General features: G+C 56.2%; 20 protein-coding genes and 1 tRNA gene. 13 read left to right on the top strand and 8 right to left on the bottom strand.

Going from position 1 to position 22,439, the window contains the following annotated elements:
- Positions 1-107: 107 nt before the first annotated feature.
- On the bottom strand, positions 108-620 hold the full coding sequence (locus AC2FJV_RS16885) for an outer membrane protein (RefSeq protein ID WP_142633643.1): 513 nt from the start codon (positions 618-620) through the stop codon (positions 108-110).
- Between the two features lie 409 nt (positions 621-1,029).
- Between AC2FJV_RS16885 and AC2FJV_RS16880 the strand changes: the two genes are divergently transcribed.
- Positions 1,030-2,574 (top strand): trimethylamine methyltransferase family protein, encoded by a 1,545-nt coding sequence (locus AC2FJV_RS16880; protein WP_496714127.1) that lies wholly within the window; start codon positions 1,030-1,032, stop codon positions 2,572-2,574.
- A 53-nt stretch (positions 2,575-2,627) separates the two neighbouring features.
- Here the strand turns inward: AC2FJV_RS16880 and AC2FJV_RS16875 are convergent, their stop codons facing one another.
- On the bottom strand, positions 2,628-2,873 hold the full coding sequence (locus AC2FJV_RS16875; protein WP_281972051.1) for an EF-hand domain-containing protein: 246 nt from the start codon (positions 2,871-2,873) through the stop codon (positions 2,628-2,630).
- Between the two features lie 539 nt (positions 2,874-3,412).
- Positions 3,413-7,033 carry a vitamin B12-dependent ribonucleotide reductase gene (locus tag AC2FJV_RS16870; protein WP_496714126.1) on the bottom strand — a complete coding sequence of 1,207 codons (3,621 nt, stop codon included), beginning with the start codon at positions 7,031-7,033 and terminating at the stop codon, positions 3,413-3,415.
- Between the two features lie 533 nt (positions 7,034-7,566).
- Here AC2FJV_RS16870 and AC2FJV_RS16865 point away from each other — a divergent pair.
- On the top strand, positions 7,567-8,001 hold the full coding sequence (locus AC2FJV_RS16865; protein ID WP_496675753.1) for a hypothetical protein: 435 nt from the start codon (positions 7,567-7,569) through the stop codon (positions 7,999-8,001).
- Positions 8,002-8,013: 12 nt separating this feature from the next.
- Here AC2FJV_RS16865 and AC2FJV_RS16860 read toward each other — a convergent pair.
- The 4 genes from AC2FJV_RS16860 to pdxH form a co-directional block, all read right to left on the bottom strand.
- Positions 8,014-8,090 (bottom strand) — tRNA-Pro (locus AC2FJV_RS16860).
- A gap of 43 nt (positions 8,091-8,133) precedes the next feature.
- The gene (locus AC2FJV_RS16855) at positions 8,134-8,601 is read right to left on the bottom strand and encodes a DUF192 domain-containing protein (RefSeq protein WP_142633632.1); all 468 of its coding nucleotides are present in this window, start codon (positions 8,599-8,601) and stop codon (positions 8,134-8,136) included.
- Between the two features lie 6 nt (positions 8,602-8,607).
- Positions 8,608-9,114 carry a cold-shock protein gene (locus AC2FJV_RS16850; protein ID WP_282021219.1) on the bottom strand — a complete coding sequence of 169 codons (507 nt, stop codon included), beginning with the start codon at positions 9,112-9,114 and terminating at the stop codon, positions 8,608-8,610.
- Between the two features lie 142 nt (positions 9,115-9,256).
- Entirely contained in the window at positions 9,257-9,862 is a 606-nt protein-coding gene (gene pdxH / locus AC2FJV_RS16845) for a pyridoxamine 5'-phosphate oxidase (protein ID WP_496688179.1), read from the bottom strand.
- A gap of 135 nt (positions 9,863-9,997) precedes the next feature.
- Between pdxH and fabI the strand changes: the two genes are divergently transcribed.
- From fabI to trpE, 5 genes are all read left to right on the top strand, one after another.
- Positions 9,998-10,804 (top strand): enoyl-ACP reductase FabI, encoded by an 807-nt coding sequence (gene fabI, locus AC2FJV_RS16840; RefSeq protein WP_142633624.1) that lies wholly within the window; start codon positions 9,998-10,000, stop codon positions 10,802-10,804.
- 3 nt (positions 10,805-10,807) lie between these two features.
- Positions 10,808-11,317 carry a xanthine phosphoribosyltransferase gene (gpt, locus tag AC2FJV_RS16835; protein WP_142633622.1) on the top strand — a complete coding sequence of 170 codons (510 nt, stop codon included), beginning with the start codon at positions 10,808-10,810 and terminating at the stop codon, positions 11,315-11,317.
- A gap of 36 nt (positions 11,318-11,353) precedes the next feature.
- Positions 11,354-12,529, top strand: a complete 1,176-nt coding sequence (locus AC2FJV_RS16830) for an aminotransferase (RefSeq protein WP_496693485.1) — start codon at positions 11,354-11,356, stop codon at positions 12,527-12,529.
- 81 nt (positions 12,530-12,610) lie between these two features.
- Complete coding sequence (locus AC2FJV_RS16825) at positions 12,611-14,452, top strand: peptidylprolyl isomerase (protein WP_496714125.1); 1,842 nt, start codon at positions 12,611-12,613, stop codon at positions 14,450-14,452.
- A gap of 14 nt (positions 14,453-14,466) precedes the next feature.
- A complete protein-coding gene (gene trpE / locus AC2FJV_RS16820; protein WP_281994570.1) occupies positions 14,467-15,978 on the top strand; it encodes an anthranilate synthase component I in 1,512 nt (503 codons plus the stop codon).
- Positions 15,979-16,028: 50 nt separating this feature from the next.
- Here the strand turns inward: trpE and AC2FJV_RS16815 are convergent, their stop codons facing one another.
- Positions 16,029-17,420 carry a divergent polysaccharide deacetylase family protein gene (locus AC2FJV_RS16815; RefSeq protein WP_496688187.1) on the bottom strand — a complete coding sequence of 464 codons (1,392 nt, stop codon included), beginning with the start codon at positions 17,418-17,420 and terminating at the stop codon, positions 16,029-16,031.
- Positions 17,421-17,613: 193 nt separating this feature from the next.
- Here AC2FJV_RS16815 and AC2FJV_RS16810 point away from each other — a divergent pair, with 193 nt between their 5' ends.
- The 6 genes from AC2FJV_RS16810 to lexA all read left to right on the top strand — a co-directional run bounded on the left by AC2FJV_RS16810 (position 17,614) and on the right by lexA (position 22,438).
- Positions 17,614-18,195: an anthranilate synthase component II gene (locus tag AC2FJV_RS16810; RefSeq protein ID WP_142633613.1), complete on the top strand. Its 582-nt coding sequence runs from the start codon at positions 17,614-17,616 to the stop codon at positions 18,193-18,195.
- A complete protein-coding gene (trpD, locus tag AC2FJV_RS16805; protein ID WP_496693483.1) occupies positions 18,192-19,211 on the top strand; it encodes an anthranilate phosphoribosyltransferase in 1,020 nt (339 codons plus the stop codon). Before AC2FJV_RS16810 ends, trpD begins: the two co-directional genes overlap by 4 nt.
- Positions 19,208-20,020 (top strand): indole-3-glycerol phosphate synthase TrpC, encoded by an 813-nt coding sequence (trpC, locus tag AC2FJV_RS16800; protein ID WP_496714124.1) that lies wholly within the window; start codon positions 19,208-19,210, stop codon positions 20,018-20,020. The genes trpD and trpC overlap by 4 nt, the downstream gene beginning before the upstream one ends.
- On the top strand, positions 20,020-20,493 hold the full coding sequence (moaC, locus tag AC2FJV_RS16795) for a cyclic pyranopterin monophosphate synthase MoaC (RefSeq protein WP_496714123.1): 474 nt from the start codon (positions 20,020-20,022) through the stop codon (positions 20,491-20,493). The genes trpC and moaC overlap by 1 nt, the downstream gene beginning before the upstream one ends.
- A complete protein-coding gene (locus AC2FJV_RS16790; protein ID WP_281994568.1) occupies positions 20,490-21,662 on the top strand; it encodes a molybdopterin molybdotransferase MoeA in 1,173 nt (390 codons plus the stop codon). The genes moaC and AC2FJV_RS16790 overlap by 4 nt, the downstream gene beginning before the upstream one ends.
- 77 nt (positions 21,663-21,739) lie before the next feature.
- Positions 21,740-22,438: a transcriptional repressor LexA gene (lexA, locus tag AC2FJV_RS16785; RefSeq protein ID WP_142633603.1), complete on the top strand. Its 699-nt coding sequence runs from the start codon at positions 21,740-21,742 to the stop codon at positions 22,436-22,438.
- The last annotated feature ends 1 nt before the right edge of the window (position 22,439 follow it).

The following is a 22,439-nucleotide window of genomic DNA, read 5'->3' as shown; positions in this document are numbered from 1 at the left end:
GCGAACGCCCTGAATTGGAACAGGAAATCGACGCCATGCTCCGCAAACGCCAGACCTTCATAGTCGTGAATTCGGCAGCTCAGATCAGATTCAATCTGGAAATCTTGCTAGAACCGAAATGTCGTACGCAGATTGAACACATTCGAATCCAGCCCCCCATTCGATCGGGTAACGTCATTGAAATTCTGGCGCAGCGCCTCACCGCTGATGACGAAATTATTGCCAATCGGATAAGCGACACCAATGCCATAAACCGCTGCGGTATCGTTTTCGACCGTGGAATCCACGCGCGCCGCACCGATAACTACATATCCCAACGCATTACCGAAATCGTATCCGCCGCGCAGTTTCAGCCGGGTCATGCTATCCAGACTGCCTTCGCCCTGACCAAGATTCAGCGACAGCCGGTTATACTCAAGCTCACCACCCAACACGAACTTGCCGAAATCAAAGTCATACCCGAGATGAGGACCAAAGCTGGTGTCGCTGCCGCTTGAACCATTCGGCCCGTCTGCATCAGCATAGCCAAAGCTGAATCCCGCATAGGCACCGCTCCAATCCTCGGCCAAAGCCGGTGAGAAGCCGGATGTCGCCAGAGCAACAATTAATGCGATATGCACCTTCCTACGATTCACCAAAAACCTTTCAGAAATGCTTTCGAGTATTCAGATCAATTTGCTACAAACTGGGCCGCATTCGTTAAAAAAGTGTTTAGCCTAGTGGCCCAATTCAAGTAAGCAGAGAAATTATAGCAGATTTCGACCGCCTCGGGGAAAAATATCTTTAGGCAACAATCACTTGAGAATTTGCTTCGCTTTTCGGCATCAAGGTCGCAAATAGAACAGATAATGCCGTTCTGAATTGGAACACTGCGGCCACTGGATGAGGAACCAAATGCAGAACGAATTTTGGAAAATCCACCTGATCAGCCGCACAATCGGCGCGGATCGGGGACGTGCTGCCAGGGGGCGTCCTTCAGGCTTTTTGTAAGGCCTCTCAAAATACGTTTCTCACTATTGGATCCTAAACATGAACGACCAACCCCGTAACTCTTCCCGCAGTGGCGGACGTGCTGCGCGTCGTGCTGCCCGCGCATCTGCTCTGCCTGATCATCTGCGCCCTATCCGCCCGGGAATGGAGGGCGGACGCTACAAGCCACTGACTCAGCCACAAGTCGAACGCATTCACGAGGCCGCGCTGCAGGCGCTTGAAACCATAGGTCTGGCGGATGCTCCGCAAAGCGGGATCGACTATCTGGTTGGCGCGGGCTGCACACTTGGCGACGACGGACGCATCCGGTTTCCGCGCGCGCTGGTTGAAGACACCATTGCCAAAGCCAACCGCTCGGTCACATTGTTCAGCCGGGATGGTCAAACTGACCTGGAATTGTCGGGGGCAAAGGTTCACTATGGGACCGCCGGTGCCGCTGTCAGTATGGTTGAAGTCAACGGCCGCGAATACCGCGATTCGACTGTGCAGGATCTGCACGATGCCGCGCGGATTTGCCAACAGCTGGATAACATCCATTTTGTCCAACGCCCGATGGTTTGTCGCGATATTTCCGACAATCTCGAGATGGACCTGAACACGGTTTATGCTTGTAGTTCTGGCACTTACAAGCATATCGGCACATCGTTCACCGATCCTAGTTATGTCGCGCCAGCGATGGAACTAATCCACATGATCGCAGGCGGTGAAGACAAGTGGCGCGAGCGGCCATTCATCTCGAACTCGAACTGCTTTGTCGTACCGCCCATGAAGTTTGCCACTGAAAGCTGTCAGGTGATGGAGGAATGCATCAAGGCAGGAATGCCTGTTCTTCTTCTTTCGGCCGGAATGGCAGGTGCAACTGCTCCGTCCACAATCGCAGGCGCCATTGCCCAGGCGACAGCAGAATGTCTTGCCGGTTTGGTTTATGTAAATGCCGTAAAGCCAGGTGCACCGGCGATTTTTGGAACCTGGCCCTTTGGGTTGGACCTTCGGACAGGCGCCATGTCCGTAGGATCAGGTGAACAGGCTCTGCTCAGCGCAGGCTGTGCCCAAATGCACAAGTTTTATGATCTGCCAGGCGGAGCCGCCGCAGGCGCGTCGGATTCCAAATTGCCCGATATGCAAGCGGGATGGGAGCAGATGTGCTCGAACGTCATGGCCGGCCTGTCGGGCCTGAATATGGTTTATGAATCCGCCGGGATGCACTCGTCTCTGTTGGGTTTTTGCTTTGAAAGCTTGATCTTAGGGGATGATCTTATCGGACAGGCGATGCGCTGCGTCCGCGGGATCGAAGTATCTGACGAAACACTGGCATTGGATCAGATGGCCGAGGTTTGCCTTGGTGGGCCCGGTCACTATTTGGGAACCGATGCCACACTTGGGCGCATGCAGGCCGATTATGTGTATCCCGCACATGGAGATCGAACGTCTCCGAAAGAATGGGTCGAGCTTGGCAAACCTGACTTGATCGAAAAAGCGACCGCGCGAAAACTGGAAATCCTGTCGACCTCTTCTCCGGCACAGTTCGATCCGGCATTGGATGCGCAGATTCGCAGTAAATTCAACATTCACCTACCCAGATAAACACCTAGAAAGGCGGCCAGAATTTTCGTCTGGCCGCCTTGATAATTTGTTGATCAGCCGTTTGTAGATGGCAGCAACCCGGCTTCCTGCGCGATTGCAATTTCATCCTGATCCAGCGCGCCGTCGCCATTTGCATCCATTGCTGCAAATCCGTTTGCATCAACGTCTGGCACGACGGCCTGAACTTCTTCGATTGTCAGAACGCCGTCCCCATTGGTATCCGCCGCAGACTGCGCGACAGCCAAAGTCGGCAGAGCAAAAGCAAGTGTGGAAAATGTGACCAGAGTATTCAGTTTCATTGTGATGCCTCCTGATAGAGTTTGTGTGTTTTGTGTCCGGACAAGCATCAAGAACACGCAATCACCACCAGTTGTCAGCCACTGAGTACCATCGCTTTGATTTCGCGCCAAACTCCGCGTGTTTGCCAGAGTCGCATCCGCGGTCTGTCGCTGGGTAAAACTCCCCCAAACACGGTCGGCGGTTCTTGCCCGATGGGAAACAGGCAATATGGCGAGGCTCTGCCGAGTTAACGGCTTTAGGACAAAAAGAAAGGGGGCCGAAGCCCCCTGTCAGTTTCGCCATCCAGGCTCCATTCGTTGACCGCCCGGTGTTTTGTTTGCCTGCGGCCTGGACGTCGCATGGAACGAGCGCACCCGTTCCGTGAAAGAGTGGGAAAGAGCAAATATTCCGCCCCACCCTGTTCCCGGCCAACACGGGCATGTCGGCCGAGTGGACCAAGGCATCGAAGGTAAGTCTCTGCGCCTTGCTCCGTATTCGTCGGGGCCGGTAACTGTGGCAGCTTCCGACCCCTGCGCCCTGGGTTGCCGGGGCGCTTAACTCAGCTACACCCGCTTGTTGAACCGCAGGTGTTGCATTTCATGCAGGTGCCGTTGCGCACCAACGTGTAGTTTCCGCATTCACCGCAAGGATCGCCCTCATAGCCCTGCATCTTGGCTTTGGTGCGGGCATCCATTCCGGTTGCGGCGGCGGATTCAACCACCGGAGCTTCAAAAGTGGCTGCGGTTTCGGCCATGCCGTTCACCACGTTCTGTCCGCCGTTCAGAACCATCAGTTCCTGCGGCATCCGTTTGCGCAGATACCCGGTCGAGCTGATTTGTTTCAGAACTTCCAAAGACTTGGATGCAGCGCTTTCGCTGATCTCGGACACGTTCGAGACACCCTCTTCCTCACCCCGACCCAGATCGTCAAAGCTTGCGCCTTCGGGTTTCACATGGGCCAGATCAGTACGATCAAGGTAGGACACGGCCAGTTCGCGGAAGATGTAATCCAGGATCGACGTCGCATTCTTGATCGAGTCGTTGCCCTGTACCATTCCCGCCGGTTCGAACTTGGTGAAGGTGAAGGCATCCACGAACTCTTCCAGCGGCACGCCATATTGCAGACCGACCGACACGGCGATGGCAAAGTTGTTCATCATCGCACGGAAGCCAGCGCCTTCCTTGTGCATGTCGATGAAGATCTCACCCAATTGGCCGTCTTCGAACTCGCCCGTGCGCAGGTATACCTTGTGGCCACCCACGATTGCCTTTTGAGTGTAACCCTTGCGGCGATGCGGCAGTTTCTCACGATGGCTGCGGATGATTTCCTTGACGACGACCTTCTCGATGACCTTCTCGGCCAGAACGACGGCTTTTTCCTGCGGCGTCCCGGTTTCCAGAACTTCTGCTGCCTCTTCGTCATCCTCGACCAGCGCGGCTGCCAATGGCTGCGACAGTTTAGAGCCGTCGCGATACAGCGCGTTGGCCTTCACACCCAGCGACCAGGACAGCTCATAAGCTTTCTGGCAATCCTCGATGGTGGCGTCATTCGGCATGTTGATCGTCTTGCTGATCGCACCCGAAATGAAGCTCTGCGCTGCAGCCATCATGGTGATGTGGCTGTCAACACCTAGGAAACGCTTGCCTTTCTTGCCGCACGGGTTGGCACAGTCGAAGATCGAATAATGCTCTTCCTTCAGATGCGGCGCGCCTTCCAGCGTCATGGTTCCGCAAACGTGGTCGTTGGCCGCGTCGATATCCGCTTTGGTAAAACCCAGATGGCGCAGCAGATCGAAGGTCGGGTCATTCAGCTTGGTCGCAGGGATGCCGAGAACCCCGGTGCAGAAATCCTCGCCCAGAGTCCACTGGTTGAACACGAACCGGATGTCGAAGGCGCTTTCCAGCGCGGCATCCACTTTGGCCAGTTCATTGGGGCCAAAGCCGTGACCCGTCAGCGAGGTGTGGTTGATCCCCGGAGCGTTGCCGATGGTGCCATGACCAACCGCGTAGCTGACGATCTCTTCAATCTGAGCCGAGGAATACCCCTGCTTTTCCAGCGCTGCAGGCACCGAGCGGTTGATGATTTTGAAATACCCGCCACCGGCCAGTTTCTTGAACTTTACCAAAGCAAAGTCCGGCTCGATCCCAGTGGTGTCGCAATCCATCACCAGACCGATGGTTCCGGTTGGCGCAATCACAGTGGCCTGCGCATTGCGGTAACCGTTCTGCTCACCCAGGCTCAGCGCTTCGTCCCAAGCTGACATCGCCAGATCAACCATACGTTTATCCGGGCAGTTGCCATGGTCCAGAGGTACAGGCTTCACTGCCAGTTTCTCATATCCTTCAGTCACACCCTGAGATGCGCGGCGATGGTTGCGGATGACCCGAAGCATGTTATCGGCGTTGCGCTCATAGCCATTGAACGGACCCAATTCACCAGCGATCTCGGCCGAGGTTGCATAGGCTACACCGGTCATGATCGCGGTCAGCGCGCCACAGATCGCGCGGCCTTCATCCGAGTCATAGCTATAGCCCATGTTCATCAGCAGACCGCCGATATTGGCATAGCCCAAACCCAAAGTGCGGAAGTCATAGGACAGCTGCGCGATTTCCTTGGACGGGAACTGCGCCATGGTCACCGAGATTTCCAGCGTTAGGGTCCACAAGCGCGAGGCATGCATATAGTCCACTGCCTGGAACTCATCATCCTTGAGGAAAGTCAGCAAGTTCATCGACGCAAGATTACAGGCCGTATCATCGAGGAACATATATTCCGAACATGGGTTCGATCCGCGAATCTCCCCATCTTTGGGGCATGTATGCCACTCGTTGACTGTGTCGTGAAACTGGATGCCGGGATCGGCGCAGGCCCAGGCCGCGTGGCCAACCTTTTCCCACAGGTCGCGCGCCTTGACGGTCTTGGCGACTTTCCCGTTTGTGCGGTTGATAAGCTCCCAGTCCGCGTCCTTCTCGACAGCGGTCAGGAAGGCGTTGGTTACGCGAATCGAGTTGTTCGAGTTCTGGCCCGAAACCGAGCTGTAGGCTTCCGAATCCCAATCCGTATCGTAGGTCGGGAATTCGATGCTATCGTGGCCCTGCTTGGCGTAATCCAGAACGCGTTTGATGTAAGTCTCTGGGATCGCAACATTTTTCGCCTCGCGAACCGCCTTTTTCAGGCTGTCATTCGTCTTGGGATCATACGCGTCTTCCTGCGCGCCGTCCCAGCTGCGGATGGCCTCGAAAATGCCGTTCAGCATCTTCTCGTGCATCTTCGATCCGGCAACGATCGAGGCCACCTTCTGCTCTTCGATCACCTTCCATTCGATGAATTTCTCGATGTCTGGGTGATCTGCATCGACGATGACCATCTTTGCTGCTCGACGGGTCGTGCCGCCTGATTTAATCGCGCCAGCGGCGCGGTCGCCGATCTTGAGAAAGCCCATCAAACCCGAGGATTTACCGCCACCCGACAGTGCCTCGCCCTCGCCACGCAGGTGGCTAAAGTTGGTCCCGGTTCCGCTTCCGTATTTGAACAGGCGCGCCTCGCGGACCCACAGGTCCATAATGCCACCCTCGTTCACCAAATCATCATCTACGGACTGGATGAAACACGCATGCGGCTGCGGATGTTCATAGGCGGATTTCGATTTGGTCAGCTTGCCTGACTTATAATCGACATAGTGGTGCCCCTGTGCCGGGCCATCGATTCCGTAAGCCCAGTGCAGGCCGGTATTGAACCATTGCGGGCTGTTCGGCGCAGCGCGCTGAGTCGCCAGCATATAACGCATCTCGTCGAAATAGGCGCTCGCGTCATCCTCGGTCGAGAAATAGCCACCTTTCCAGCCCCAATAGGCCCAGGCGCCGGCAAGACGGTCAAACACCTGTTTGGACGAGATTTCGCCCCCAAATTCAGCGTCCTCAGCCGGAACAGAACGCCACAGAAATTCTGGGACATCCTTTTCCTTGACCTTCTTCAGCTTGGTCGGAACGCCTGCTTTGCGGAAATACTTCTGCGCGATGACGTCGCTTGCGACCTGGCTCCAGCTGGTAGGAACCTCGATATCGTCCAGGCGGAAAACGATGGTCCCATCCGGGTTTCGGATTTCTGACGTCGCAGAAGCGAACTTAAGCTCTGCATAAGCATCCTGTCCCGATTTGGTAAATTTTCTGTCAATCTTCATGTCCGCCGCCCTAGATTCAATCAACTTGTCCCTTGGCTTTTGATCCCAATAAACGGACCATCTGCCCTAACCGAAAATCTTGGGCGCAGGAAACCGGCCGCTGCCCGAAGCAGCGTGACCCCGTTCCGACGGACGCACGTAAGTATGATGTGCTCTCCAGCCCTCGCCCTGTGCCACGTTCTGGATTTTCTACCAGATTTAGTGGCAGCACTTTCGGCCTATACAATCTGGCGTATTCACACATAGATCGTCAACGGCCTTTTTCCGCCATTTTTGGAATCTTTTATGTTGACCGATCCGCATAGACAAACTGGTGAAGGACAGTTTCCGATTCCTCCACAGAGTTATCCGCCATGGTTCGCCATCACCTGGCCAAGTCCGCAATACGATTAACCGTTCTTTCCGGCTTACTTATCGCGATTTGATAAACCAGCCTTAAGATGTCTAGGTTGAAATAGAATCAGCATCCGGCCGATTTCGACATTACTCAGAGGTGCGCTTAAAAGCACATCCAACAAAGGGCAGACCGATCAATGACCGCGTTTCGAATAATTTCCCTGTTTGCCCTGATCGTGGCCTGCACGCCACAAGAAACGCCCGCCACATCGCGCAGCGCGCAGTTCTCAGCCTTTCCCGACAAGTTGTTTGCTACGTTCGAGACATCTTGCAACGGCCCGGGTGAGGAATTTAGGAAAATCGGAAATCGTCAGTTCGAGTGTCAGGAACTTCTGCCTCCGAAGACCACAGCCTACCTGATTCTCAACTATGACGGCTATCCACAGAACCTACCCAAAAGTGTGACTCGGCTGACCGCCGAAAAAAACGCAGGTGGCTATCTAGTTGAAGCGGATCTGTTTTTTAATGTGCCGCGCGAAACAGGGCCTGCTGCAAAAGTCCCTGTAGAAAGCAAAGAATTGGATAAAACCCTTAGCGCCATCTATCGAACGATGGGTGGGTCGCCATTTTAATTTTTGAAGAAGTGGTCGGGGCGGCAGGATTCGAACCTACGACCCCCTGTACCCAAAACAGGTGCGCTACCAGACTGCGCCACGCCCCGAACCGTGCGCCTTCCTAACCGTGCCGTTCTGATTTGAAAAGCCCTAACAGGGCCAAATCGCCGGACCATGTGAAAAAACTTTGTGCTGGATCTGTGTTCCAGGCGTGATCAGATAACGATCTGCGAGACCAGCGTTGATTTCCAACACCGCGAATACCGAATCGCCCCCTCCGATGGGGGTCAAATCACCGGGAATCGCGTTGTGATGAACTTTCGTTACCATACCCGTCTTATCTATGAAGATCAGGTCCAGAGGAATCAGCGTGTTCTTCATCCAGAACGCAACAGGTTGCGGCGGGTCGAATACAAACAGCATCCCTGAACGTACCGGAAGCGATTCTCGAAACATGAGTCCGCGCGATCGCTCCTGTGGCGACACGGCGAGTTCAATATCAAAGCCGATTTGGGACTTATCATTTTTCAGGCTAACACGATCTGTACGACAGGCGGCCTCTGCGCCACCGGCCCAAAGTAACAAGACGACAGTCAGAACCTTGAAAAGCCCTGCCATGGCAGATCAGTCATCCATGGCTGCTTCCCAGGCCATAACCTGGGCCGCCATCCGACCACGCTGTCCGTCTATGACCCGCATGGCCAATGCTTCACCGGGTTGCAGATCCGCAAGCCCCGAACGGCGTAGAACCTCAATATGCAGGAACACATCTTCGCCACGCCCGAATACATTAGCGAAGCCAAACCCTTTGCCCTTGTCGAACCACTTAACCCGCGCAGCCACCAAAGGAGCCGCTGCAATCTCAACTGGATCAAGTTCAGCAAAATCCGCGAGCATCATCGTATCGGCGCGCGCTGGCGGATCGACGCTGATGACTTCGACAGCTTGCACACCGCGATCAGTGCGATGCGTCATAATTTCGATGCCCGCCCCGTCTGCAACCGAGCTTTGACCGAAATTACGCAAAACGTTTACGTGCAGCAGAATATCCGGCCCACCTTCATCCGAGACGACAAAGCCGTATCCTTTGGCAGGGTCGAACCATTTAACGTGTCCTCGGACGCGGTACATGTTGTTCAGATCTTCTGGCACTGTGGTCCCACTGCGTTTTTTTTCACTTTGTTAAGGGTCCGATGTGTATGGGATTGACGCGCAAATTCAAGGTGAAAAATCCCTTTGTTATCTGCGCATTGCAATTCGCGACACGTGAACGTCATGGATTCAACCTCTGAATCTGCCATTCCGAAGCAGCGTCATCCCGGCACCACCTGAACCTGTCATGCAGACGAAATGCGCCGTCTGCCCAGAATTCAATTTCCGTCGGCACAAGCCGGTAACCACCCCAAAATTTAGGGCGCGGAGGGTTAGGGCCAAGCCTTGCGGTCACTTTCGCCACATCCGCCATCAGCGCGGAACGGCTGCTAAGCGGCTGAGATTGCTTGGACGCCCATGCACCAAGCCGACTTTTCAATGACCTGGAGGCATAATATTCATCAGCCTTTGGTCCATCCTCGCGCGTGATTATACCACGAACGCGGATTTGACGCCGCAAAGATTTCCAATGCATCACGAAGGCCGCCTTGCCAGCATTGTCCAACTCGCCTGCCTTGGCACTTTCGTAATTTGTGTAGAAAACGAAGGCGTCGGCTTCGATCTCTTTCAACAGCACCATTCGTACATTGGGCATACCATCTTCGCCCACGGTTGCCAGTGCAATCGCGTTAGGATCGTTGGGTTCACTCTTCACAGCTTCGCCCAGCCACCGCCCTGCTATTGCAAATGGGTCGGTTCCTGCGAAGATGCCATCACGTTCGCTCATTTCCATCCCCTGGAAACTATTGAGGGATACCCTAGGGCGAGTTCCCGCCACGGGCAAGAGTGCACGGCCTTGAAGCAGACCAGCCAATGGCATAAACCAACGCAACATAACGCGAAGACAGGCGGAGAACCGAACATGTCAAATCAGTTGATGGCCGGAAAGCGCGGCCTCATCATGGGACTGGCCAATGACAAATCAATCGCATGGGGAATCGCCCGCGCCTTGTCCGAGGCCGGGGCCGAGTTAGCATTCTCATATCAAGGGGATGCCTTGAAAAAGCGCGTTGACCCTCTGGCGGCACAGCTGGGCAGTGAAATCGTCCTGCCCTGCGATGTCAGCGATGAAGCCTCGATCGACGGATTGTTTGATGCGCTATCCGAGAAATGGGGAAAGCTGGACTTTGTTGTCCACGCAATCGGGTTTTCAGACAAGAATGAGCTACGCGGGCGCTATGTTGATACGTCGCGGGCGAATTTCAACCTCACGATGGACGTGTCGGTTTATTCCTTTACCGCCGTGATGCAGCGTGCCGAAAAGATGATGACCGAAGGCGGCAGCGCCATCACCCTGACCTATTACGGCGCCGAACAGGTGATGCCGCATTATAATGTCATGGGCGTTGCCAAAGCCGCGCTGGAAGCATCGGTCAAATATCTGGCCGAGGATTTAGGCAAGGACGGCATTCGTGTGAATGCGATCTCGGCCGGGCCGATCAAGACACTGGCCGCCAGCGGCATCGGCGACTTTCGCTATATCATGAAGTGGAACGAATATAACTCACCCCTGCGCCGCAATGTGACCATCGACGATGTGGGCAACTCGGCGCTGTATCTGCTTTCCGATCTAAGCGGCGGTGTCACTGGTGAGAACCTGCATGTGGATTCGGGATACCACATCGTCGGTATGAAAGCCGTTGATGCTCCAGATGTTGAGAAGGGTTGAATCATGAGTGCCAAGGACCGCCTGCCCCACGAAAAAGGCTTTCACATCAGCTGGGATCAGATTCACCGCGATTCCCGAGCGCTCGCTTGGCGGCTGGATGGGCAAGGTCCGAATGATGGGGCCTGGCGTGGCGTCGTTGCCATTACCCGTGGCGGTATGGCACCGGCGATGATTGTCAGCCGCGAGCTGGACATTCGCACAGTCGACACGATCAGCGTGCGCTCCTACCATCACCAGGATCAAGGCGAAGCCGAAGTGCTCAAAGCACCCGACGCTGACCTCATGGGCGACGGCACCGGAATCCTGATTGTCGACGATCTGGTCGACAGTGGCAAAACTCTGGAACTGGTGCGGGCGATGTATCCCAAGGCGCATTTCGCGACTGTTTATGCCAAGCCGAAAGGCCGCCCGATGGTTGACACTTTCATCACCGAAGTCAGCCAGGACACTTGGATTTTCTTCCCGTGGGATATGGCTTTGCAATATGTCGAACCCTACCGGGGCACGGATTGATCCGGCCCAAGCGCAGCAACTGACTGGGGCACTGAGATGACACGGACACGCACCGCCGCCACCTTTCCGCCCCCAGTCATGGAGGCGCGCCGGTGGATCGAAGGCGTGACCTTCCCTGAAGACCGGCCCTTGATAAACGTAAGTCAGGCGGCCCCAGTCGATCCGCCGCCACTTGAGATGCGTCAGGCGATGGCGGCTTATGCGTCGATCGAGGATTCCGCTCATCTCTATGGCCCGGTTCTGGGCAACAGCGCCCTCAGGTCTGAGCTGGCCAGCCAGATTTCGGATCATTATGGCGCACCTGTCGTACAGGAACAGGTTGCCATTACTTCTGGCTGCAATCAGGCCTTCGCCGCAGCGATTTCCTCCATCACAGACCAAGGGGATGAGGTCATTCTGCCCACGCCATGGTATTTCAACCATAAAATGTGGCTGGATATGACAGGTGTTAACGCCATTGATCTGAGAACTGATGATGGACTGTTGCCAGAGGTGAACGCGGCGCGGGATTTGATAACGGATAAGACCCGCGCCATTGCTCTGGTCACCCCGAACAATCCCGGCGGTGTCGAATACCCGGCTGAACTGCTGCGCGCGTTTTTCGAACTGTCGCGCGAAACCGGAATTAAGCTTTTGGTTGATGAGACCTACCGCGATTTCGACAGCCGCAGCGGCCCGCCCCACGATCTGTTCGCTCTGCCGGGCTGGGATGACACTCTGATTCATCTATATTCGTTTTCAAAGGCCTACCGTCTGACCGGTCACAGAGTAGGTGCTGTTGCGACCAGTCCGTCGCTGCTGTCTGAGATTGAGAAATTTCTGGATACCGTCGCGATCTGTCCAAACCAAATCGGTCAGTTTGGTGCGCTTTGGGGGATGCAAAACCTGTCGCAATGGCTGGCCGATGAACGAAGGGAAATCCTCGACCGTCGCGCTGTCATTACAAGACAACTTCCCAAACTGACCAGTAAAGGATGGCGGTTGCTTGGGTTGGGCGCCTATTTTGCCTATTTCGAACACCCGTTTGACATCTCTTCGGATGATTTAGCCCGTCGGCTGGTCACGGATGCCAGCATTCTGTTGCTGCCAGGCACGATGTTCATGCCCGATCACGACCCGGCCGGGAAACGACAAGTCCGCATCGCATTTGCCAATCTTGATCGCAACGGAATTACGGAATTGTTTGACCGCCTGCACGCTCTCTCCTTCTAAGCTTGCCCCCCGGCGGTGCGCGTCGTATTCAGGGCCGCAACCGACAGGGCAAATACTTGCCGAATAAAACAAGAGGGCACCATGGCCGCAGGCATGAAAAATCTATCAAAGACCTTTGTCTGGATCCTCATGGGTCTTTTGATGCTGGGCCTTGCAGGATTTGGCGCGACCAGCCTGACTGGAACCGTGCGCACTGTAGCACAGGTGGGCAACGAAGATATCTCGATTGACGATTACGTCCGCGAACTTCAGCGCGAAATCCGCGCGGTCGAAAGCCAGACCGGCCAGCCCCTGCAAATGTCACAGGCCCGCGATTTTGGCTTGGACCAGCTGGCTCTGTCGCGCCTCACCGCGCTGGCTGCTTTGGATAACGAAGTTGGTCTGCTGGGTATTTCGATCGGCGATGAAAATTTGCAGGAAGAAATCGTCTCGATCCCTGCGTTTCAGGGGCCTGATGGTTCTTTCGACCGTGAGGCATATCGCTTTCAGCTTGAACAGGTTGGCATGACCGACACCGAGTTTGAAACCGATCTGAGGAAAGAATCCGCACGGACCATCGTGCAGGATGCCGTGGTCAGCGGAGTAGAAATGCCCTCGATCCTGACTGAAGTTCTGACAGACTTTGTCGGTGCCCGCCGCAGCTTTACTGTTGCAACCGTTTCACCCGAAGTTTTGGCAGAGCCGGTTGCAACCCCAACCGATGAACAAATCCAGGCCTATTACGACGAGAACCAGGACCAGTTTTCCCTGCCCCGCACCAAAAAGCTGACCTATACGATTCTGTCGCCCAATATGCTGCTGGATAGTGTCGAGGTGGACGAAGATTCAGTTCTCCGGCTTTTCGAACAGCGCGCAGACGAGTTTCAGCAACCCGAGCGCCGCCTTGTTGAACGCCTTTCTTTTTCTGATGACGCCGCTGCGCAAGATGCCATGGCACAGATTGAAGTTGGCGGGACAACCTTCGAACAACTTGTCCGTGACCGTGAGCTTGAGCTGAGCGACGTGGATCTGGGCGACGTTACCCGCGACGACCTAGGCGATGCGGCCGAGGCCATTTTCGCGGCTGAACTGGACACTGTTGTTGGACCTCTGCCCTCGGTATTCGGCCCTGCCCTTTTCCGTATCAACGGCTCGCTGGCTGAGAACAACACTCCCTTCGAAGACGCCGCCCCAGCTCTGCGCGAAGAGTTGGCCGCAGACCGTGCGCGCCGCCAGATCGAGGCTCAGTCCGAAGACATCAATGACCTGCTTGCAGGCGGGGCAACACTCGATGAGTTAGCAGCCGAGACCGGGATGGAGCTGGGACAGATCGACTGGACTCGCGCCAGTCAGGATGGCGTGGCCGCATATGACGGTTTCCGCAGTGCAGCCGAAGCCGTGCAAGACGGGGATTTTCCCGAGATTGCATTCCTGGAGGACGGTTCGATCTTTGCGCTGCGCCTGAACGAAACGCTGCCTCGTCGGCCTGAACCGCTGGAATCAGCGCGTGATCGCGTTGCGGCGGCCTGGACACAGGTTCAAACTGACAAAGCGTTGGAAGACCACGCGAATGCCGTGTTGGAGCAGTTGCAGGAGAACGGGGATTTCACCACGACCGGCCTACCTCACCGCGTGGAAAACGCTCTGACACGAACTGCATTTCTAGAAGATGTACCCGCAGGTTTCATGCCGGAAGTGTTCGACATGGAACTAGGAAGCTATCGTGTCGTTCCCGGTGCCGGGGTCGCGTTGATCGTTCGACTTGACGAATTGTTGCCCCCTGCCGAGACCGATGAACGCCGTCAGGTTCAACAAGCGCTGGCCGCTCAGCTGAATCAGGCTCTGGCACAGAACATTTTCGATGCCTATGTTCGCGACGCCCAGGCCCGCGCCCGTCCTGTGGTGGATCAGCAAGCACTGAACGCCGTTCAGGCGAGCTATTAATTAAGAGACCGAATATGGCCCTGACCCCCGAGTTTGACAGCTTCGCCCGTGCTTATGAGGCCGGCGAGAACCAGGTCGTTTACACCCGTCTGGCAGCCGATCTTGATACGCCTGTCTCCTTGATGCTGAAACTGACCGGCGCGCAAAAAGACGCCTTTATGCTCGAGTCGGTAACTGGTGGCGAGGTCCGCGGACGGTATTCGATCATCGGTATGAAACCCGACCTGATCTGGCGCTGTCGCGCTGAAACCTCGGAACTGAACCGCTCGGCCCGGTTCGACCCGGACGCTTTCACGGCTCAGGATGGCGATCCGATGGACAACCTTCGGACGCTTCTGGCCGAAAGCCGGATCGAGCTGCCTGACGACCTTCCACAAGCTGCGGCGGGACTATTTGGCTATCTCGGTTACGACATGGTGCGCTTGGTCGAGTATCTGCCGAACATCAACCCCGACCCTTTGGGCCTGCCGGATGCCGTCATGCTGCGCCCTTCTGTCGTCGCGGTACTGGATGGTGTGAAGGGCGAAGTCACGGTCGTTTCCCCCGCCTGGGTCAGCGATGGCCAGTCAGCCAAGGCTGCGTATGCCCAGGCCGCCGAGCGCGTCATGGACGCAGTGCGCGATCTGGAGCGGGCGATGCCTGCTGAAACACGCGACCTTGGCGATGCGTACGAAGTCGCTCCACCCGTCTCGAATTTTACCAAGTCCGGCTATCTGGAAGCAGTCGAGAAAGCCAAGGAATACATTCGAGCTGGCGATATCTTTCAGGTAGTGCCAGCGCAGCGCTGGACGCAGGATTTCCCGCTGCCTCCATTTGCGTTGTACCGGTCGCTGCGGCGAACAAACCCGTCGCCCTTCATGTTCTATTTTAACTTTGGCGGGTTTCAGGTGATCGGCGCCAGCCCGGAAATCCTGGTGCGCGTGTTTGGCAATGAAGTCACCATACGACCCATCGCCGGGACGCGCCCACGTGGAGCGACCCCGGAAGAGGACAAAGCTTACGAAATTGAGTTGCTGGCCGACAAGAAAGAACTGGCCGAACATCTGATGCTGTTGGATCTAGGCCGCAATGACACCGGGCGGGTTTCAAAAATCGGAACGGTGCGCCCGACCGAAGAGTTCATCATCGAACGGTACAGCCATGTTATGCACATCGTTTCAAACGTTGTGGGTGAGCTGGCCGAGGGTAAAGATGCGCTGGACGCCTTTTTTGCGGGAATGCCTGCGGGGACGGTCTCGGGCGCGCCCAAGGTACGAGCCATGGAAATCATTGATGAGCTTGAGCCGGAAAAACGCGGTGTCTACGGCGGCGGCGTCGGCTATTTCAGCGCCGGCGGAGACATGGACATGTGTATCGCCCTGCGAACGGCCATCGTTCAGGATCAAAAGCTATATATTCAGGCCGGTGGTGGCGTTGTGTATGATAGCGATCCAGAGGCTGAATTCATGGAAACCGTCCACAAGTCCAACGCCATCAGACGCGCTGCGGCTGACGCGGCCCGATTTACGCTGTCCGGCAAGAATTGATAAAGGCAGCCCGTCTGGGCTGCCTGTTTCGGGGAAGGAAGCGACCGGGCCTATTTTGCCCCTTGCATCATCACCGCCGAAATAGGCGCCATTGCAACGCGGCCTCCGCGGTCTTCCAGACCCCAAAGCAGCAAGGCCGATATGGTATCCGGGCGCAACCGGCCCAACATGACAACAGTGCCTTCCTGCCCGGCCCGGAACGCAGCCTGGTCCAGGAAACGTCGCATGATTTTTGCATCCTGCCGCGCGCCGTCGATATCTCTGAAAATTACCGCAGACGGAATTCCATTACGGGAGGCCAGCTTCTGAACCGTGTTGAGCCCGTTATCCTGAGTGATCAGTCCTCGACCCGTTCCACCGGCGATGGCGGCGACCTGATCCGCCAGTTTCCGGTTACCCTGGATGCCGGATCCATCACCTTCAAGAATTCCTACAGTCTCGGGCAACGCTTCTAGCCACACCGAAAGCGATACCTCAGCATCCTGTGCGCTGGCCGCCTTGGGCAGGTCAGCAGTGACCATCACTTCGAACCCGGCCGCCCGATGTCGAGCCATTTTCTCAGCTGCATCGGGGTCTGATGGGCGCACCGCAAACGTAAGCGGATATGGGAAATCCTGAAGCGCTTCGGCGCCATATGCACCTTCATCGTCAATCAGAATGATCGACATGAGGGGTTTGGAATCCGGATTGTCAAACTTCTCTGCGAAGGCCTCGATCGGTTTACCTACAGGAACCTCTTCCTGCGGATCTTGGGCTGCTTCATCATCTCGTTCAGTCAAAGGCACTACACGACGCCCGATTGTGGTATTTCCCGACGAGTTGTCCTCTGCGCCGATCTGCGGAACCGAGGCGATACGCGGTAGCGGCTGACTGGGCAGCGTGTCCTCGTCCCCTTCCACTGCGATTGGGCTATCCTCCGGATTCACCTCCAGCTCGATTGATTCCGAAGGCGAGACTTCGGGCAAGGGCTCGGCAAGAGCAACCTGATCAGCCGGTGGCTCAGGGGCATCTTCTGCGGCATCTGGGCTGAGGTCGGCAAGCGGCGCAGGCTGAACGGGGACAGGCATTCGCGGAACGACCGGGGCCTCACTCGAGATGCTTACGGAATCCGCCTCGCTGGGCGTCGGCGCTTCGACCGGAACGCTTACGTCATTCACTACCGGCTGGCTGTCCGGGGCGTTCTCAGCTTCGGATAAACCGGCCAGAGAATCCTCTTCTTCGACTTCATTCTCGGGCGTCTGCGCAGGGAGTTTGAGCAGATCGGCATCTGCACCCGCCTCAGCGACAACCTCGGAGCTCTCCGACGTCTGCACCGGTGCAGGTTCTGGTGCGACTGTCGCTATGGACGGCTTTTTCGACAGCGGCGCGTTGAGCGATAAGACTGCCCCCAACACCACAACGACAACTGCGCCTGCGATCATTCCGCCGACAAATCCGCCCATAATATTTGCCTCTCGCCTTAGTCCTGCTGCCTTGCCCTTGCACCATCTGTTGTGGCACCTGCCTGCAGGACCGCCAAGTTCGGGATGCACCCTTGACGCTGCCCCACAAGCCTGAGCATGTATGTGCCAACACTATACCGTGGCCTTGGGTTGCATCGCCAGCCCGAAATGCCCAACACGAGACAAGAGCCAAATGCTGCTGCTGATCGACAACTACGACTCATTTACCTACAACCTCGTACATTATTTAGGCGAACTTGGCTCGGAAATGGTCATTCGAAGGAATGACGCGCTGGACGTGCAAGAAGCGATGGCCATGAACCCCGCTGGCATCCTGCTCAGCCCTGGCCCTTGCGACCCTGACCGGGCAGGCATTTGCCTTGCCCTGACCGAGGCAGCCGCCGAAACACGGACGCCTTTGTTGGGTGTCTGCCTTGGCCATCAGACCATAGGTCAGGTTTTCGGTGGGAAAGTCACGCGTTGCCATGAGATTGTGCATGGAAAAATGGGAACAATGCACCACACCGGTAAAGGTGTGTTCGCGGGCCTGCCCACGCCGTTTGAGGCGACGCGCTATCATTCGCTGATTGTGGATCGCGATACCCTGCCCGATTGCCTGGAGATTACGGCGGAATTGGAAGATGGCACCATAATGGGCCTCCAGCACCGCGAACTGCCCATTCATGGCGTACAGTTCCACCCGGAATCCATCGCTTCTGAGCACGGCCACGCGTTGCTCAAGAATTTCCTGTCCGAGATGAAAGTTCCCGCATGAGCGACGCCCTGAAACCGCTGATCGGAGTTGCCGCCGACCGCCCCCTGACACGCGCCGAAGCGGAAGAAGCCTTTGGGATCCTGTTTGACGGCGCCGCAACACCCAGCCAAATCGGCGGACTTTTGATGGCCATGCGCACACGCGGTGAGACCGTCGATGAATATGCCGCCGCCGCTGCCGTGATGCGTGCAAAATGCAATGCAGTTCAGGCACCAGCTGGCGCGATAGATATTGTGGGCACCGGCGGTGACGGCAAGGGAACGCTGAATATCTCGACAGCGACCGCCTTTGTGGTTGCAGGTGCCGGTGTCACCGTGGCCAAACACGGCAACCGGAACCTGAGTTCTAAATCCGGAGCCGCAGATGCGCTAGGTCAGCTGGGTATCAACGTTATGGTCGGCCCGCAAACCGTTGAAAATGCACTGCAAGATGTCGGCATCGGATTCATGATGGCCCCTATGCATCACCCGGCGATTGCGCATGTCATGCCCACCCGGCAAGAGCTTGGGACACGGACGATCTTTAACATTCTCGGTCCGCTGACCAATCCGGCAGGCGTCAAGCGGCAGTTGACCGGAGCCTTTAGCCGAGAGTTGATCCGCCCGATGGCCGAAACGTTGGGCCTGCTTGGGTCCGAACGCGCATGGCTGGTGCACGGATCGGACGGCACAGACGAATTGACCATCACGGGTATCAGTTGGATTGCGGCCCTCGAAGACGGCGCAATCAAAGAGGTCGAGCTTCACCCCGAAGATGCAGGGCTGCCGGTACATCCCTTCGAGGACATTCTCGGCGGAACCCCCGAAGAAAACGCAGTAGCCTTCCGAGCTCTTCTAGACGGTGAGGCCTCTGCCTATCGCGATGCGGTATTGTTGAATGCCGCAGCGGCCCTGGTCGTCGCAGAGGCCGCTGCTGATCTGCGCGAAGGTGTCGCAAAAGCCGCTGAAAGTATCGACAGCGGAAAAGCCAAAGACAAGATCGCGGCCCTGGCCCGCATTACACAGGAGGCCGCATGACCGAAACGGTTCTGGACAAAATCAAAGCTTACAAGCTCGAAGAAGTCGCTTCGGACAAGGCCAATAAGTCTCTGGAAGCTGTTGAAAACGAAGCAAGATCAGCCTCTGAACCACGCGGATTCGCATCAGCCTTGCAAATTGCTGTACGTACTGGGTACGGGCTGATTGCAGAAGTCAAAAAAGCCAGCCCCTCCAAAGGTCTGATCCGCGCTGACTTTGATCCACCAGCACTTGCACAGGCTTACGAAGAAGGCGGCGCTGCCTGCCTTTCCGTGTTGACCGACACGCCCAGCTTTCAGGGTGCCAAAGAGTTTCTGGTTCAGGCACGCGCAGCCTGTTCTTTGCCGGTTCTACGCAAAGATTTCATGTACGATCCCTATCAGGTGGCCGAAGCCCGCGCTCTTGGGGCGGATTGTATTCTGATCATCATGGCATCGGTTGATGACAGTCAGGCGTCTGAGTTGGAACAGACCGCCTTTGACTGGGGCATGGACGTTCTGATTGAAGTTCATGATGAAGCCGAGCTGGAACGTGCAACGCAGCTCAAAAGCCCGTTGATTGGGATAAACAACCGTAATCTCAAGACCTTCGAGACCACTCTTGATACGACACGCCGCCTGTCAAAACTAGTTCCTGCTGACCGGACCATCGTTTGCGAAAGCGGGTTGAGCACTCCAGCAGACTTGGCCGATATCGCCCGTTTCGGTGCGCGTTGTTTTCTAATTGGCGAGAGCCTGATGCGTCAGGATGACGTCGCAGAAGCGACACACGATCTGCTGTCGCGTCCGCTCAGCCCGGGTGTGATGTGATGCCGCTGACTCACTTTGATGCCCAGGGACAGGCTCATATGGTCGATGTGTCGAACAAGCCCATCACGGATCGTGTCGCCGTCGCAGCGGCTCATATCACGATGGCACAAGATACGCTCGACTTGATCGCAGAAGGTCGCGCCAAAAAAGGTGACGTCTTGGGGGTTGCACGTCTGGCCGGTATCATGGGGGCAAAGAAGACACCCGATCTGATCCCGCTATGTCACCCACTGCCAGTGACTAAAGTTACCGTAGACCTGACACTGGACCCAGAATTACCCGGCATACAGGTACAGGCAACCGTCAAGACATCTGGTCAAACCGGCGTGGAAATGGAGGCGCTGACAGCGGCCTCAACCGCCGCACTGACCATATACGACATGGCCAAAGCCGTCGATAAGGCAATGGAAATTGGCGGCATTCGCGTCTTGCTAAAAGATGGTGGTAAATCAGGCCGTTACGAGGCGAAATGATAACCGTTGAAAGCGCCCGGGCGCAGTTATTCGATCTTGTAAACACCCTCCCCTCAGAGACGGCTCCCTTGATGGATGCGGCGGGTAGAGTACTGGCCGAGGATGTAGCAGCCACACGCGATCAGCCGCCATTCGCTTCGTCTTCGATGGATGGCTACGCGGTAAAATCGACCGAGGTAGAGCCGCACGCCATGTTCAAAGTCATTGGCGAGGCTGCGGCCGGTCGGCGATTTGACGGTCAGGTTGGACCCGGACAGGCGGTTCGGATCTTCACTGGCGCCCCTATTCCTGAAGGTGCAGATTTTGTTGTCATTCAAGAGGATGTTGATCGCCGAGGTGACCTAATCACCATTTCTGATCTGCCGGGCCCTAAATCCAACATTCGTCCAAAAGGCGTCGATTTCGAAATTGGCGCCAAGATTACGGCTCCACGTCGTTTGCGCCCCGAGGATCTGGCGCTTTTGGCGGCGATGAATATCCCCATGGTGCCGGTTGCACGTAAACCCGTGGTCGCGCTAATCGCAACCGGGGATGAATTGATCATGCCCGGCGAAACACCGGGACCGGATCAGATAATCGCCTCAAACACCTTTGGTATTAAAGCGTTGTTAGAGAATGTTGGAGCGCATGTTCGGGTTCTGCCTATCGCCTCTGACACGGTTTCGTCCCTTGAGACCGCCTTTGCTCTAGCAGCCGACGTTGATTTGGTGGTTACGATCGGCGGTGCCTCGGTTGGGGATTATGATCTTGTCTCTCAGGTCTCCACCGCACTGGGGTTGGAGCGGAGTTTTTACAAAATCCGCATGCGCCCCGGCAAACCGCTGATGGCCGGTCGCTTGGGCGATAGCGTGATGGTTGGACTTCCGGGTAATCCGGTCAGCGCAATGGTTTGCAGCTATCTGTTTCTTGCCCCGATGATCCGTAAGATGCTGGGCCTGGAACAGGTTCTGACCCCGCTTCAAAGCGCCAATTTAACCGAGGCTATCCCCGCGAATGGGCCGCGAGAGCATTACATGCGTGCCATCGTGACCGCGGACGGGATAAAAGCCTGCCAAAACCAGGACAGCTCGCTGCTCAGCGTCCTCGCCGAAGCAAACGCGCTCTTGGTTCGGCAACCGAATGATCCGGCGCGCCTGGCCGGTGACGAAGTGATGTTCCTTCCGATCTGAGACCGCGCAAAACCATTGACACAAAACGTGAACATGCGTAGAACAAAAGAAAACGTATGAGCGACGAGGTGTGAGCAATGCTGACCAAGAAGCAGTTGGATTTGTTGGAGTTCATCCATAAACGAGTTCAGGCGGATGGCGTCCCCCCAAGTTTCGATGAAATGAAAGCTGCGCTGGACCTGCGGTCCAAATCCGGCATCCATCGGTTGATCACAGCGCTTGAAGAACGCGGCTTTATCCGTCGTCTGGCCCATCGTGCCCGGGCCATCGAAATCGTCAAACTTCCTGAAAGCCTGGGAGGAGAGCCTACAGTCGCTTTCAAGCCCCGTGTTATCGAAGGTGACAAACCCGAAGGCAGACGCCCCGCGAATTTCGAACCAGTGACCGTTGACGCAATGGAATTGCCGGTCATGGGACGCATCGCTGCAGGTGTTCCGATCGAGGCGATCAGCCATGTCTCGCACCGCGTTGCCGTCCCCGGAAGCATGGTTTCCGGCAGAGGCGAGCACTACGCACTTGAAGTACGCGGCGATTCGATGATTGACGCAGGCATCAACGACGGGGATGTGGTCGTCATCCGCGAAACCTCCGCGGCTGATAATGGCGATATCGTTGTCGCTCTGGTCGAAGATCAGGAAGCAACGCTCAAACGGTTCTTTCGGAGAGGTCAGGCGATAGCGCTTGAGGCTGCCAACCCGGCCTATGAAACGCGTGTACTGCCCGAAGATAAGGTCAAGGTTCAGGGCCGTTTGGTTGGGCTGATCCGAAGCTATTGAT

The sequence above is a fragment of the Ruegeria sp. CDSA241 genome, assembly GCF_059611265.1.
Note: the sequence above shows the minus strand (reverse complement) of the source record. Positions and strands in the feature narration are given on the sequence as shown.

Bases quoted from the DNA above. Each gene is read 5' to 3' on its own strand.
- AC2FJV_RS16880 (WP_496714127.1), top strand. From the start codon at position 1,030: ATGAACGACCAACCCCGTAACTCTTCCCGCAGTGGCGGACGTGCTGCG.
- AC2FJV_RS16875 (WP_281972051.1), bottom strand. From the start codon at position 2,873: ATGAAACTGAATACTCTGGTCACATTTTCCACACTTGCTTTTGCTCTG.
- AC2FJV_RS16870 (WP_496714126.1), bottom strand. From the start codon at position 7,033: ATGAAGATTGACAGAAAATTTACCAAATCGGGACAGGATGCTTATGCA.
- AC2FJV_RS16865 (WP_496675753.1), top strand. From the start codon at position 7,567: ATGACCGCGTTTCGAATAATTTCCCTGTTTGCCCTGATCGTGGCCTGC.
- AC2FJV_RS16855 (WP_142633632.1), bottom strand. From the start codon at position 8,601: ATGGCAGGGCTTTTCAAGGTTCTGACTGTCGTCTTGTTACTTTGGGCC.
- AC2FJV_RS16850 (WP_282021219.1), bottom strand. From the start codon at position 9,114: ATGTACCGCGTCCGAGGACACGTTAAATGGTTCGACCCTGCCAAAGGA.
- pdxH (WP_496688179.1), bottom strand. From the start codon at position 9,862: ATGAGCGAACGTGATGGCATCTTCGCAGGAACCGACCCATTTGCAATA.
- fabI (WP_142633624.1), top strand. From the start codon at position 9,998: ATGTCAAATCAGTTGATGGCCGGAAAGCGCGGCCTCATCATGGGACTG.
- gpt (WP_142633622.1), top strand. From the start codon at position 10,808: ATGAGTGCCAAGGACCGCCTGCCCCACGAAAAAGGCTTTCACATCAGC.
- AC2FJV_RS16830 (WP_496693485.1), top strand. From the start codon at position 11,354: ATGACACGGACACGCACCGCCGCCACCTTTCCGCCCCCAGTCATGGAG.
- AC2FJV_RS16825 (WP_496714125.1), top strand. From the start codon at position 12,611: ATGGCCGCAGGCATGAAAAATCTATCAAAGACCTTTGTCTGGATCCTC.
- trpE (WP_281994570.1), top strand. From the start codon at position 14,467: ATGGCCCTGACCCCCGAGTTTGACAGCTTCGCCCGTGCTTATGAGGCC.
- AC2FJV_RS16815 (WP_496688187.1), bottom strand. From the start codon at position 17,420: ATGGGCGGATTTGTCGGCGGAATGATCGCAGGCGCAGTTGTCGTTGTG.
- AC2FJV_RS16810 (WP_142633613.1), top strand. From the start codon at position 17,614: ATGCTGCTGCTGATCGACAACTACGACTCATTTACCTACAACCTCGTA.
- trpD (WP_496693483.1), top strand. From the start codon at position 18,192: ATGAGCGACGCCCTGAAACCGCTGATCGGAGTTGCCGCCGACCGCCCC.
- trpC (WP_496714124.1), top strand. From the start codon at position 19,208: ATGACCGAAACGGTTCTGGACAAAATCAAAGCTTACAAGCTCGAAGAA.
- moaC (WP_496714123.1), top strand. From the start codon at position 20,020: ATGCCGCTGACTCACTTTGATGCCCAGGGACAGGCTCATATGGTCGAT.
- AC2FJV_RS16790 (WP_281994568.1), top strand. From the start codon at position 20,490: ATGATAACCGTTGAAAGCGCCCGGGCGCAGTTATTCGATCTTGTAAAC.
- lexA (WP_142633603.1), top strand. From the start codon at position 21,740: ATGCTGACCAAGAAGCAGTTGGATTTGTTGGAGTTCATCCATAAACGA.